Genomic DNA, 13,639 nt, shown 5'->3' with positions numbered 1-13,639 from the left:
GGCGGACCCATGCTGCGGCCGGTCTGGCGTAAATACGGAGTCGCTCCGTTCCTGAACCTGAGCATGCGGAACAAGATGTTCGTCCTGTTCCTGCTCGTCTCGATCTTGCCGCTGCTCTCCTTCGTCTATTATTCCTATCACTCCGTCAAAACCCAGTTGGTCAAGCAAACCTACGCCAACATGAGCTCGATGACCTCGCAGATCGGCAGCAACCTGGAGAACAAGCTAAACAACTATACGAAGCTGTCGGCCTCTCTCTATCTGGATTCGACGCTCCAGGAGTACCTGGTCAAATCCTATGGGGACAACGCCGATTATTTGGACGCTTACCGCTACATCGACAACGTGATGAACAACGCGCTGACGAACAATCCGGAAGTCGACGCGATCACGATCTACTCGACGAACGCGAACATGCCGCTCGACGATCTGTTCATCAAGCCGCTGGACGACCTGATCCGCGAGAAGCCTTGGTTCGACAAAGTGAAGCGGACGTACGGCAACGTCATTTTTACCGTCACCCCGGCCGTGCCGGCCAAAGCTCCGTTTCAGGAGTCGCCGCCGATGTTCACGCTGGTCCGGTATTTGAACTACAACAGCTTGAACTTTCCGTACGGCATTCTCACGATCGACGTGAAGGAGGACGATCTCTATACCCTGATGGCGAAGGAAGACAGCGACAAGGACATCTTCATCGTCGACGAGCACGGCACGATCGTCTCGAACAAGAACAAGGATCTGCTCAACACGCCCATCGAAGCGCTGCTTCCGATGCCCGCGAACGGCAAGCCGGCGGACCAATTCGAGACGGTCTACAAAGGGGAGCGCGTGCTGGTCGTCACCAACACGATCCGCAACGGCTGGAAGACGATCTCCATCGTTCCGTACAGCGGCTTCATCCGGGAAGCGAAAGCTTCGTCCAACCGGGTTCTGCTGATCGCTTCGTTCTGCATCGTTTTTTGCGTCGTGTTGATCTACCTGGTCGCCCGTCTGTCCACCAAGCGGATCGAGTCGCTGCTCAAGAACATCCGCCGGCTCGAACGGGAGGATTTCGATCTGCCGGGCGGCGTTCCGATGGGTCACGACGAGATCGGCCAAATGTCGTTCGCCCTGGGCAAGATGGCGCTGCGGTTCAAAAACCTGATCAACGAAGTGTACAAGAAGGAGCTGTCCAAAAAAGAGGCGGAGATGAGCATGCTGCAGGCGCAGATCAACCCTCATTTTCTCTATAACACGCTCGCCTCCATCTCGGCCCTGGCGATGAAGCACGACGATCCGCAGATTCAGGATATGGTGTCGCATCTGGCGAAGTTTTATCGGGTGTCGCTGAACAAGGGCAAGACGATCATTACGCTCAGCGAAGAGCTGCGGCTGACCCGCAGCTACGTGGCGATTCAGCAGATCCGCTATGGGGAGATGCTGCGCGTGCGATACGACATCGACGAAACGGCGCTTGTGCACCAGTCCGTCAAGCTGATGCTGCAGCCGTTCGTGGAGAACGCCATTCACCATGCGTTCTGGGACGAGGATCTGGGCATTACGATCGTCATTCGATGCTACCGGGAAGCGGAAGACATCTGGCTGGAGGTCGTCGACGACGGCATGGGCATGACGCCGGACGCGCTGGACAAGGTCCGCTCCATGCAGGAGACCGGCTACGGCATCCGGAACGTCAACGAGCGGATCAAGCTGGCGTTCGGCGACGACTACGGCGTCACGATCGCAAGCCGCCTCGGCATCGGCACGCAGGTCCGCATCCGTCTCCCGGCGGGGGGCGTTCTGTAGGGGGGTTATCGGGTTAGCATTCGCATCAAGACGTCAATGTCCGGGAACCCGTATTCTTCATCGCCTTGTTCCTGAAGGATGAGGCTGTTGACGACGGACATGTACCAGCATAGGAGCTGCCGGGGATCGCCGGGAGCGAATTGTCCGATTTCCTGCCCTTTGACGAAGATGGGCAGCAGCCGCTCGATCATCGTATCGGCGGAATACTGTTCGAAGATCCGCGCAACTTCCGATGGAAGTTCGTTCGTCTTTCGCGCTTTGAGAATAAGCATGAAGGCGAATTGATTATCGGCGTCCAGCATATTCCGGGTCAGCTCCTTGATCTGTTCGTAGGGAGTGCCCGGCAGTGCCCGACTGTCGTCGATCTCGCTCGCCGCATCTTCCATCAACTCTCGGACGATCGCCGTGTAGAGCACGTCTTTGGATTCGAAATAACGGTAAATGAGGCCCTCGCTGATGCCGGCGGCAGCCGCGATCATGCTCGTCTTCGTGCGGATAAATCCGTGCCGGGCGAACACTTTGAGCGCCGCTTGCTTAATCTGCGTCGAGCGCTCGTCGCGGATTTGGTCCAGTTGCTGCTTGTTTAAAGGTGACATTGGACTTCAAGCTCCGATCTTTGGAGAAGTTACCCGTATTATATCACAGCGGCACTTCCTGAAGACCGGCGGTCGGTCGCTCGCGTCAAAGGCAGCACCCGTTGAACCAACAGCTCGAGGAATGGTTCGGGGCGGGCAAAGCAGGCGAGATGCCCGGCGTTCCGGATCAGCGCGAATTCCTTGCGCGGCGCCTCAATGTCCTCGAAAAAGTCTCGCGCCGTCTCGACCGGCGTGACCAAATCCGTATCCCCTTGGAAGATGAAGTAGGGCAATTCGTACCTCGTCCCGAGCTTGCGGGCGTCGAATGAGATCAACTCGTCGAACAGTTGGGCGAGAGAGTAATTCATGCCTTTGAAATAAGAGAGAATGTCCCGGAACGTGTGATTCGGCGATGCCAGCATCGACGGCAGGACGAGATCCATAATCATATTGGGAGCGGGCGTGACGACTTTGACCATCCAACGATTCTTGCGGTCGAAGTCTTCCAGGCTCCAACGGGAAGGATCGGGCCCGATTTGCTCGAAGAGCTTGATTCCTTTGGCGCAATTCGCTTCGCGAAGACCCTTCAGATTCATCCGGTACGACAGTTGATGTCCCTCGATATTGACGTTCTGATCCGTCCCTACATAGGCATGGAAAAGCTCGGGTCTGCGCTTGGCCATCCGTGTCCCGACGACGCTTCCAACGGAACTGCCGACAAGGATCAATTTGTCTTGCCGAAGCGAGCGAAGCAGGTATTGCGCAACCTCGATCCCATCCTGAACGAGACGCTCGAAGGTGATCGCGCCGCTGCCTTCCTTGCCGTTTCTGCCGAACGTTTTGCCGGCTCCGCGCTGATCCCATTGAACGATCGTAAAGTGTTTCTCCCAGGCGCGAATCAAGGGGCTAAAGATGGAATAGCTGGAAGCCGGGCCGCCGTGGACGAACAAGAGAATGGGATTGCGGCGGTTCTCTCCGCGAATCGAAATCCACTGCTCGATGCCGCCGATGGCAACATATCGGCTTTCTGCAATCCCGTTCGGCGACTGCAACCGAAGCTTTCGCGCGTTTTTCCGTTGATTAAGCTTCCTCAAAATCAGATCCGGCCATACATTGGTTTTGCTCATCATGACATCTCCTTTGGTTTTTTGATGAATGAGTAACTCACTCATCAAAAGAATAAGCCGATTTCCTCAAAGTGTCAATCCCCCTTTTAAAGAAAAAAACATCCGCGGTCCTGCCGCGGATGCTGCCTTGCTGCTGCAAGATTTCTTTCATTTCTAGTGACAATTCGGACCCGCGGTTTCCTCCGGGAAAATGCATTGACCAGGTTATTCAATCAATCCGGACGTTTTCAAATCCTCGATGCTAAGATACATCATCCCTTTATATTTCTTTACGTGGACATCGCCGAGAACGAAGTCGCCGTTCGTCGCCTTCTTGTACTCGTCCGTCAGTACGATATCGAGGCGTACGAGTTCGATACCGATGTATTTGGCGATCGTAACGGTATTGGGGTCGGTGTTGCCGATTCTGTTGACGTTCTCGATCTTGGACAGCATCGCAAGCGAGATCCAGCCTTCGCTCATCAAGGGCGGTAGAGGTTCGTTGGCCTTCGCCGCGGCTGCGTAGTTCTCGTCCCAGTAGTCGGGGTAGCCCTTATAGCCGGGATCCTTTGACTGTTCCTCCGTCGGTTTATCCGAAGAACTGATCACGCCGTACTCGGATTGGAACTCGCGAATGGCTTTCTCCTCCGCCAATTCCCTTTCGTTGGCGAGAGCTTCGTCGGCTGCGGGTCCGACAAGGAGTGCACCGTTGGATTGCACCACAACCGTAACGCCGTCCACGGTGTAGGCCGCGATCTTAAAATCGGGGCTGCTGACCGTGATGAGGTTCGCCTGGGAAGACCAATTTACCGAATTTCCCGTCGCTTCTCCGACAATTCGCAGCGGAATGTAGGTCGTGCCGCTCTGCGTGAATGGAGCCGCCTGCAGCACCTTTTTCCGGCCATTGACGTAAGCGGTTTTACTGCCGATCGTGAACGTGATTTTCAGATCGTCCTTTGTACCGGTCACTTGCTGCAGCTTGGGGTCGTATCCGATTCCCATCCCCAACTGCTCGAACAGTTCGCGGAAGGGGACGAAAGAACCCCCGTTCTTCGTCACGGCCTTCGAATGCAACGGCACTCCATCGACATAGATGTAGGCTCCTCCGCTCGCTGCTGAGGCTGCCCCGGGAGCGATACTCGCGGTCAGCAAAGCGGCGCAGGCCATAGCCGTTATGAACCCCTTCTTCAATTGACTTTCTCCCTTCACTCTCTCGGTAAGTACTCTCTTGCTTTAGGAAATTAGGCATATAGAGCATGAATATTATACCATGGAAAAAGGAAGAAACTGATATAAAAATAGGATGATAGAACCGGTGCCCTGTCGATTTCTGCGAGATCATCCGAGCCCGGCCGTCTACAGGTCCGGATGTGAACAAAGCCGACGAGACGGTTGACTCGCATAAAACGATATGTCATATAATATGACGCACAAACATAAAAACCGGATGATTTCGCCAATTACCTACCTATATTTTCAAGTTTGCGTCAAGTTTTTTATCGGAAAGCGCTTCAAAAAACAACTTCTTTGCCAAAACCCCATTGTAATCTGCTTTTCCATGTAATAAAATGAGATCAGAAATTGCGTAAACGTTTTGACAAAATAAACTGTTGATCACCATTGAAACAATGTGATCAATAAGGGAAATAGTGTAAGAACGTTATTACAAAATTTTGGAGATGGAGGCAGCCCATGACGAACCGGAGCATCACGATCAAAGATGTAGCCAAAAAAGCCAACGTATCCGTCGCCACCGTCTCCCGGGTCATCAACGGGCTGGACCGCGTGAGCGACGCTACCCGGAAGCGCGTGCTCAAAATCATTCAGGAGCTGAATTTCGTTCCGAACACGATGGCCGCCTCCATGGTGAACAAGAAGACGAAGATGCTCTCGGTCGTGGTGCCGGAAATCCAGAATCCCTTCTACACGGCGGTGATCGAAGGTACGGTGGAAGTGGCCAAGCGGGAAGGCTTCTTCACGCTCGTCCTCTCCACCAACGGGGACGAGAGCGAGGAAGAAGATTTCCTGGAGAGCTTCCTGGGAAAAAACGTGGACGGCATCATTCTGATCGGCAGCCACAAGGAAGCGGAGTTCTATCGGGGAATTCAGAAACCGACCATCCTCGTGGACCGCTACTTCAACGACTGCGACCATGACGGCGTCATGATCGACAACTATCGCGGCGCTTACGAGGCGACGAAGCATTTTATCGAGTACGGGCACGAGCGAATCGCCATGATCGACGGCGAGCATGACTTCAACGACGGCAAGGACCGCTTCTGGGGCTACCGGCAGGCGATGCTGGAAAGCGGGCTGGCGCCCGATCCCGATTGCCACAAGCAGGGTCGCTGGACGGAAGCCGACGGTTACCGGCTGACGATCGAGCTTCTGCAATCGAAGCGGCCGCCTACGGCGATATTCGCCGCCAACAACGTGCTCTGCAAAGGAGCCATCCGGGCGATTCGCGATTTGAACCTGCGAATGGGCGAGGATATCTCGCTGATCGGCTTCGACGAGAACGAGCTGGCCCAATTCGTGCAGCCGCAAGTAACGGTTGTACGAAGGCCCACCAGGGAAATGGGGGTGCAGGCGGCGGAAATGCTCGTTCGCAAGATCAGGGAAGTCCCGATGGAACAGGGCAACCCCAAGTGTGTCGTTCTCGGCGTGGAACTGCTGAAGCACGGCTCCGTCAAGAAACTGAAGTAAGCCGCGCACGGGGGCGCGGACGGCGAGATCTCTCTGCCGGAGCGCAAAAGACAAGGCCGTAAGGCCGGCTCCGCTGCGAATTCGGTCTCTTACCGCCCCCCGTTGCCGTAACAGTAAAGCATCGTCGCATCCAAGGACTTTGTCGCATTAACGCTTAGTCTTATTAAAGATACCCAAAAACGGCCATACGCAAGACCCATTCGCCCGATCAACGGGAATAGGAAGTGAGCTACCATGGAGCATCCGGTTTTGACGATGGACGGAATCAGCAAGGAATTCCCCGGCGTGAAAGCTTTATCCAACGTTCATTTCGAACTGTATCCGGGCGAGGTTCACGCTTTGATGGGAGAGAACGGCGCCGGCAAGTCGACGCTGATGAAAATTTTGTCCGGGGTCTATCCGGCGACGGAGGGCGTCATCCGGCTGAAGGGCAAGGAGGTCGCGTTCGGCAGCCCGCTCGACGCCCAGAAGCAGGGCGTGTCGATCATCCACCAGGAGTTCAATTTGTTCTCCAACCTGTCGGCCGCCGAGAACATCTTTATCGACCGGCCGGAGATGACAGGCAAGCTCGGACGGATCCGCTGGTCCAAGCTGTATGACGAAGCGCAGCGGCTCGTCGACTCCGTCGGCGGCGGCGAGATCGACGTCCGCCGGGAGGTCCGCCACCTCGGGGTGCACAGCCAGCAGGTCATCGAGATCGCCAAGGCGTTGTCCTTTCAGGCGGACGTGCTGATTATGGACGAGCCTTCGGCCGCTCTGCCCGAGAACGAAGTGCAGAAGATGTTCGACGTCGTGAAGCGGCTGAAGGCGCAGGGCGTGGCGATCGTATACGTCTCGCACCGCATGAAGGAAATTTTCGAGATTGCGGACAAGGTCACGGTGCTGCGCGACGGCGCCAAGATCGACACCCGGCGCATCGGCGAGGTTACGGAACAGAGCCTGATTCAGATGATGGTGGGCAAGGAAGTGAACCAGCTCTATCCGGACCGCGATCAGAAGCCCAGCGAGGAGCGTGTCCTGGAGGTCCGGCAGCTGTCGCTGGACGCCTCCCGCGCCGTGTCGTTCGAGCTGCGGAAAGGAGAGATTCTGGGGCTGTTCGGCGTTCCGGGCTCCGGCTCCCATACGATTGCCGAGCGGCTGTTCGGACTGAAGCGCGGAACGGGCGACATTCTCGTCAACGGAGCCGCGGTGCGGATTCGCCGCCCCGGAGACGCCAAGGCGAAGCGAATCGCCTACGTGCCGCCGGACCGCCATCGCCAAGGCATCATCAAGCCGATGTCCATTCGCCAGAACCTCTCCCTTCCCTTGCTTCCGGAACTCTCGAAGGGTCCGCTGCTGGACCAGAAGCGCATCAAGCAGATGAGCCGGGACTACATGGACAAGCTGCGGATCAAAGCGCCGAACGATCAGCAAAGCGTCGATTTCCTAAGCGGCGGCAACCAGCAGAAGGTGGTCATCGGCAAGTGGCTGGCGGCCCATCCGGAGATTCTGATCCTGGAAGAGCCGACCCGCGGCGTCGACGTCGGAGCCAAGGCGGAAATTTACGGCATCATTCACCGGTTGGCGCAGGAGGGCCTGAGCATTCTGCTGATCTCTTCCGAGATGCCCGAGGTGATCGGGCTCAGCGACCGCATCCTGGTTCTCTACAAGGGCGAGCTCGTGCATGAATTCGCCCGCGGGGAAGCCGATCAGGAGCAGTTGCTTAGCCGCGCTTCGCATCCGCGCGCTACGGAAGGAGATTCTCTATGAAGCGAATCGCGAACATCCACGAGGCGCCCATCGTTCTGTTTACCCTTATTGTCATCGCGCTGTTTTCCAGCCTGTCGCCCGACTTCTTCCAGTTCGACAACGCCAGGCTGATTCTGGACCAGAACATCTCCTCCTTCATCGTGGCGATCGGCATGACGATGGTCATTCTGCTGGGCGGAATGGACCTGTCCGTCGGTTCCGTGCTGGCGCTTACCGCCACCTCCGTCGGCGTATTCCTGAATCACGGCGTCCATCCGTGGATCGCGGCGCTGCTCGGCGTATGCATCGGCGTGCTTTGCGGGGCCGTGAACGGCTATTTCATCGCGATGCGGAAAATTCCCGACATTATCGTGACGCTCGCCACCATGTACATCTTCCGGGGCATCGCGGTCGGCATCAGCGGCGGCACCTGGATGACGAATTTCCCGGAGGGCTTCCGGTACTTCGGACAAGGCAAGCTGCTCGGGATGTCGTTCCCGCTTCTCGTCGCCATCGTGCTGATCGCCGTCTTCATCTACCTGATGAGGTTCACCCGGGGCGGCCGAAGAATCTACGCCATCGGCGGGAACGGTTCGGCGGCCAAGCTGGCCGGCATCAGCGTAGTCCGAACCAAGTTCACCGTGTACGTGTGGACCGGCATGCTGGTCGGCATCGCCGCCGTGATCTTCGCCTCCAAGGTGGGGAGCGTGCAAGCCTCGACGGCGGGCAGCAGCTTGTCCTTCGAAGTGATGGCCGCCGTGCTGATCGGCGGGGGCAGCATCTTCGGCGGCGTCGGCACGGTGGCGGGCACGATGATCGGCGTGCTGTTCATGGGCATCGTCAAGAACGGCCTGATCATCTCCAAGATCTCTCCGTTCTGGGTAGACGCCACCACCGGTTTTCTGATTATTCTGGCTATTGTCATCAACACCTTGCAGCGCGTCAGACAAAACAAAAGCAAAGAGGGTGATCTGGTATGAGCATGCGGACGATCGGGCTCTCGTTCAAGCAAAACAAGCTGCTGGTCCAGCTTCTCCTGCTGCTCTTCATTCTCGTCTTGTTCAGCATCCTGTCCCCCTACTTCCTGTCCGTCACCAACTTCATGAACGTCTTCAACCAGATGGTCGAGGTCGGCCTGATCGCCATCCCGATGACGATGATCGTCATCTCGGGCGCGATGGACCTCTCGGTCGGCTCCATTCTCGGCTTCTCCGCCGTCTGCATGGGGATCGCCTTCGAGCACGGCCTGAACATCTGGGCCAGCGTCCTCGTCGCCCTGCTGGCGGGATTGCTGTGCGGCGCGGTCAACGGCTATCTGATCGCCCGGCACCGCATGCAGGCGATCGTGGTGACGATCGGGATGCTGGTCATGCTGCGCGGCCTGGTCTACGTCCTCAACCAGGGCCGGCCGATCAGCGGCTACCCGGATAGCTTCTACTTCCTGGGCCAGCAGTATATCGCCGGCGTTCCGTTCAACGCGATCTTTCTCGCGGCCGTTTTCCTGCTGGCCCACTTCGTCATGAAGCGGACGAGGTTCAGCACCTACGTTTACGGCATCGGCAACAACGAAGAAGCGGTTCATTATTCCGGGATCTCCGTCGTGCGCACGCGATTTATCTTGTTTCTGCTCAGCGGCTTGTTCTCGGCAATGGCGGGTGTCTTCCTGGTGTCGCGTCTGGCAAGCGCGGAAGCGACATCGGGTACCAATATCGAGCTGGATGTTCTTACAGCTACATTGATAGGCGGCACACATATTTTCGGGGGGAGGGGAAGCTTGTCGGGAACATTCATCGGCTTGCTTATTATCGTGTTCCTGCGCAACGGCCTGAATTTGCTGGGCGTATCGGTGCTCTATCAAGCGGTTATTCTGGGCGCATTGCTGCTCATTGCCGTGGGCAACAAACAATTTAACAGGGGGTTATCTCGATGAGAAAAGTGGCATGGACGGTACTGACGGGCGTTATGGCGCTCAGCTTGGCGGCATGCGGAAGCACGAGCAAGAATAATGCGGCGCCGGCCGGCAGCGGCAGTTCGGACGCTTCGTCGTCCGGGGCTGCCCGAACTTACTTCATCAATCCGAAATCCATCGGTCCGGCTTATTGGGCGGCCGCCCAGAAGGGCGCCGAGCAAGCGGCAAGCGACCTGAACGTCAAGGTCGTCTATAACGCGCCGACCGAAGCGGACTCCTCCAAGCAGATCAACATGATCCAGGACATGCTGACGCGCAAGGTCGACGGCATCGGCGTATCGCCCAACGACGCGAAGGCGGTCGGCCCGATCTTCAAGAAGGCAGCCGGACAGAATGTCCAGATCGTGACCTGGGACAGCGACGCGCCGGATACGGATCGCCAATATTATGTCGCTCCGGACACCGACAAGGCCGTCGGCGAGCTGCTGGCCAAGACGATCGGCGACGAGATCGGCGGCAAGGGCAAAGTGGCCTTTATGGTCGCCGGGCTGGGCTCGGAGAACCAGATCGCCAAGTCGGACGCGGCCAAGGCGTACTTCGCGGCGAACTATCCGGACGTTCAGGTGGTGACGACCGTCGCCAGCGACGACGACCAGCAGAAGGCCTACGCCAACGCGCAGAACCTGATCAAGACGTACCCGGACCTGAGGGGTATTATCGGCTTCGCCGGCGGCGAGCCGCCGGCCGCCGCGGAAGTGGTCGAGCAGGCCGTCAAGGCCGGCACGATGAAGCAAGGCCAGATCGCGATTACCGGCATCGCCGTGCCGAGCGTCGTGAAGAACTACATCAAGGACGGTACGATTAACACAGACATCATCTGGGATCCGGGCAAGCTGGCGTACACGACGGTGTATGTGCTGGACCAGCTGGCGCAAGGCAAGGAGATCGCGGACGGCATGGACATTCCGACGGTCGGCAAAGTGAAAGTGGACGGCCAGAACGTCTTCATCGGAACGCTGCAGGTGACCAAGGACAACGTAGACAGCTTCGACTTCTAATCGCGACAGTTGAAGCCATAGCATCGGGGAGGCAATCATTCATGCAGCATCAAGTACAAATCGAGGAGCTGACGCCGGAGGCGTTCGCTCCTTACGGCAAGGTCATCGATCTGCCCGCCGGCGCCCCTTCCAAGAGCGGAGACGGCTGGGACTGCTGGAGCTATATTCAAATGCTCGACGCGAGCGTGCCGCTCGGCTTCGGCCTGGTCGTCACCCGGCGGCGAGAGCCGGTCGTGGACGCGATGGAGCGCCATGTCAGCCGGGAAGAGCTGCTGCTGACCTTCGATCGGGAGATCATTCAGCCGGTCGCCCGGTGCGCGGATATCGACGATCCGGACGAGCGGCCGGACCCCGCCACGGTGAAGTGCTTCAGGATCAAGCCCGGACAAGCCGTCGTGATCGGCCGGGGCGTCTGGCACAGTCCGGCATACGCGGCCGCGGACGATGCGCGGTATCTGTTCGGCATCGAGAAGAAGCCGGACAAGTTCGGCGACGAGATGGTCCATCCGTGGGTGAATTTCCAAAGCGGCGACACGATTCGGTTCGGGTAATCCGGGAAGGAGCGACAGCATGAATCAGGAACAACGCATTATGCAATGGATCGACGGGCACCGGGAGGAGATTCTGTCCTTTCTGCAGCAGCTCATTCGCATTCCCAGCGTTAACCCGTGGTTTTTCGACGAACCGGCGCCTTCGAAGGAGAAGGATTTGCAGGAATTTCTGCTCCGGAAGCTGTCCGGGCTGGGGGCGAGCACCGAGCTCTGGGAGCCGGTCGCCGACGACTTGAAGCCATACGAAGGAATGGCCGGTTATTACCCGGGAAGAGACTTCACGGGCAGGCCGAATCTGGCCGCGACCTTCGAGCCGGACGCCAAGGGCAAGTCGCTGCTGCTGTTCGGCCACATCGATGTCGTCATGGCGGGGAGCAAGTGGACCGTCGATCCGTTCGAAGGCAAGATCGCGGACGGCAAAATGTACGGACGCGGCACGGTCGACATGAAGGGCGGCGTCGCCGCCATGATCATGGCGATCGAAGCCGTCGTCCGCAGCGGCTTCAAGCCCAAGGGCCCGGTTGTCGTCGGGACGGTCGTGGACGAGGAAGCCGGCGGCATGGGCGCGCTGGACTTCATCCACCACGGCTACCGTACCGACGCCTGCATTCTGACCGAGCCGACTTCCCTGACGATCGCTCCGCTGTGCAGAGGAATTCTGTGGGGCAAGATCAAGGTGCAGGGCCGCAGCGGACATATCGAGATGCCGCAGGCGGACTGGAAGGACGGCGGCGCGGTCGACGCGATCAAGAAGGCTCGGTATCTGCTGGGCCGGCTGGACCGGCTGAACGAGGAATGGGCGGTTCGCAAAACGCATCCGTACTTGTCCATCCCCTGCCAAGTGCACGTTGCGCAGCTCAATGCCGGCGAGTACCCCACCTCCTTCGCCAATGAGGCGGAGATCGTGTTCAACGCGCAGTACCTGCCGTCCGAACGCGACGAGAAGCTGGTCGGCGGCAACGTGAAGAAGGAGTTGACGGACTTCCTGGCCGCGGCGGCGAAGGAAGACCCGTGGCTGAGCGAGCATCCGCCGGAGATCGAGTGGCTGGTCGACGCCGACTGCGCGGAGACCGACGCCTCCCACCCCTTCGTGCAAACCTGCGTCCGGTCGCTGAAGGCGATCGGCGAAGAAGGGAAGATCGAAGGGCTGGGCTTCCATACGGATATGGGCTGGCCCGTCAACGTCGGCATTCCGACCGTCAACTTCGGTCCCGGCGATCCGAGCCTGGCCCATCACAGCGACGAATTCACGCCGGTGGACGAAGTGATTCAAGCGGTCAAGATGATCGCCAAGACGATCGTCGACTGGTGCGGCGTGGAAGAAGCCTGACGGCCTAACGTTCGGCGCGGCGGAGGTCCCGATCAGAAAATGGAGGTCATGACCATGAAAATTTTATTTGTCGGCGAATCCTGGATCGTCCATATGATTCATACGAAAGGCTACGACAGCTTCACCTCGACCAAATACGAGGAAGGCGCGACATATCTGCTGTCCTGTCTGCGGGAGAACGGCATCGACGTTACCTACATGCCGGCGCATGAAGTCCAGGTGCGCTTCCCGCAAACGCTGGAAGAGCTTCAGGCCTACGATGCCGTCGTGCTCAGCGACGTGGGCGCGAATACGTTCCTGCTGCAGAACGCGACCTTCTATCAGATGCAGGTCGTTCCTAACGCGCTGGAACTGATCAAGCGGTTCGTGGCCGAAGGCGGCGGCCTGCTGATGATCGGAGGCTACCTGACCTTTATGGGCATCGAAGGCAAAGCCAACTACAAGAATACGGTGCTGGCCGAGGCGCTGCCGGTCTTGATGTCGGACGGGGACGATCGCACGGAGATGCCGAGCGGCTTCGCTCCCTCCGTTGCCGCATCGCATCCGCTGGTGGACGGCTTGGGCGCATGGCCGAAGCTGCTCGGCTACAACCGGCTGACCGCCAAGCCCGGCGCGGAGGAGCTGTTGAGCCACGGGGACGACGCGATTCTGACCGTCGGCAGCTTCGGAGCCGGCAAGACGGCGGCATTCGCCAGCGACTGCTCGCCGCATTGGGGCTCGCTGGAATTCATGAACTGGGAGCACTACCCTGCGTTCTGGTCCCGGCTCATCCGGTATTTGAAGTAACGTCCGGTTATCAGCCGCGACAACGGCAAGAAACATCCACGGCCAAGCCGTGGATGTTTCCGTTCGTTCTTCGAAATCTTTCATCTGCCATGGATAATCATTCTA

General features: G+C 58.2%; 12 protein-coding genes. 9 read left to right on the top strand and 3 right to left on the bottom strand.

The annotated features are described in order from the left end of the window. Window positions 1–9 precede the first annotated feature (9 nt). Window positions 10–1,785: a cache domain-containing sensor histidine kinase gene (locus H7C18_RS04530; RefSeq protein ID WP_185127825.1), complete on the top strand. Its 1,776-nt coding sequence runs from the start codon at window positions 10–12 to the stop codon at window positions 1,783–1,785. 5 nt (window positions 1,786–1,790) lie between these two features. Here the strand turns inward: H7C18_RS04530 and H7C18_RS04525 are convergent, their stop codons facing one another. From H7C18_RS04525 to H7C18_RS04515, 3 genes are all read right to left on the bottom strand, one after another. Continuing rightward, complete coding sequence (locus tag H7C18_RS04525) at window positions 1,791–2,381, bottom strand: TetR/AcrR family transcriptional regulator (protein WP_185127824.1); 591 nt, start codon at window positions 2,379–2,381, stop codon at window positions 1,791–1,793. A gap of 38 nt (window positions 2,382–2,419) precedes the next feature. After that, entirely contained in the window at window positions 2,420–3,487 is a 1,068-nt protein-coding gene (locus H7C18_RS04520; protein ID WP_185127823.1) for an alpha/beta fold hydrolase, read from the bottom strand. A 204-nt stretch (window positions 3,488–3,691) separates the two neighbouring features. Continuing rightward, window positions 3,692–4,657 (bottom strand): copper amine oxidase N-terminal domain-containing protein, encoded by a 966-nt coding sequence (locus H7C18_RS04515; protein ID WP_185127822.1) that lies wholly within the window; start codon window positions 4,655–4,657, stop codon window positions 3,692–3,694. A gap of 501 nt (window positions 4,658–5,158) precedes the next feature. Here H7C18_RS04515 and H7C18_RS04510 point away from each other — a divergent pair. The 8 genes from H7C18_RS04510 (at window position 5,159) to H7C18_RS04475 (ending at window position 13,534) form a co-directional block, all read left to right on the top strand. Beyond that, the gene (locus tag H7C18_RS04510; RefSeq protein ID WP_185127821.1) at window positions 5,159–6,172 is read left to right on the top strand and encodes a LacI family DNA-binding transcriptional regulator; all 1,014 of its coding nucleotides are present in this window, start codon (window positions 5,159–5,161) and stop codon (window positions 6,170–6,172) included. A gap of 234 nt (window positions 6,173–6,406) precedes the next feature. Further along, window positions 6,407–7,921, top strand: a complete 1,515-nt coding sequence (locus H7C18_RS04505) for a sugar ABC transporter ATP-binding protein (protein ID WP_185127820.1) — start codon at window positions 6,407–6,409, stop codon at window positions 7,919–7,921. Then, window positions 7,918–8,880: an ABC transporter permease gene (locus H7C18_RS04500; RefSeq protein ID WP_185127819.1), complete on the top strand. Its 963-nt coding sequence runs from the start codon at window positions 7,918–7,920 to the stop codon at window positions 8,878–8,880. The genes H7C18_RS04505 and H7C18_RS04500 overlap by 4 nt, the downstream gene beginning before the upstream one ends. Beyond that, window positions 8,877–9,830 (top strand): ABC transporter permease, encoded by a 954-nt coding sequence (locus H7C18_RS04495; protein WP_185127818.1) that lies wholly within the window; start codon window positions 8,877–8,879, stop codon window positions 9,828–9,830. The genes H7C18_RS04500 and H7C18_RS04495 overlap by 4 nt, the downstream gene beginning before the upstream one ends. Then, window positions 9,827–10,867, top strand: coding sequence for an autoinducer 2 ABC transporter substrate-binding protein (locus H7C18_RS04490; protein WP_185127817.1), 1,041 nt, complete (start codon window positions 9,827–9,829; stop codon window positions 10,865–10,867). Before H7C18_RS04495 ends, H7C18_RS04490 begins: the two co-directional genes overlap by 4 nt. 41 nt (window positions 10,868–10,908) lie before the next feature. Beyond that, complete coding sequence (locus tag H7C18_RS04485) at window positions 10,909–11,418, top strand: ureidoglycolate lyase (RefSeq protein WP_185127816.1); 510 nt, start codon at window positions 10,909–10,911, stop codon at window positions 11,416–11,418. 19 nt (window positions 11,419–11,437) lie between these two features. Then, the gene (locus tag H7C18_RS04480) at window positions 11,438–12,748 is read left to right on the top strand and encodes a M20 family metallopeptidase (RefSeq protein ID WP_185127815.1); all 1,311 of its coding nucleotides are present in this window, start codon (window positions 11,438–11,440) and stop codon (window positions 12,746–12,748) included. A gap of 54 nt (window positions 12,749–12,802) precedes the next feature. Next, window positions 12,803–13,534 carry a glutamine amidotransferase gene (locus H7C18_RS04475; RefSeq protein ID WP_185127814.1) on the top strand — a complete coding sequence of 244 codons (732 nt, stop codon included), beginning with the start codon at window positions 12,803–12,805 and terminating at the stop codon, window positions 13,532–13,534. Window positions 13,535–13,639 lie beyond the last annotated feature (105 nt).

It is taken from the genome of Cohnella zeiphila, assembly GCF_014212055.1.
Lineage (GTDB): Bacteria > Bacillota > Bacilli > Paenibacillales > Paenibacillaceae > Cohnella > Cohnella zeiphila.
This window is presented reverse-complemented; position numbering and strand designations above follow the sequence as displayed.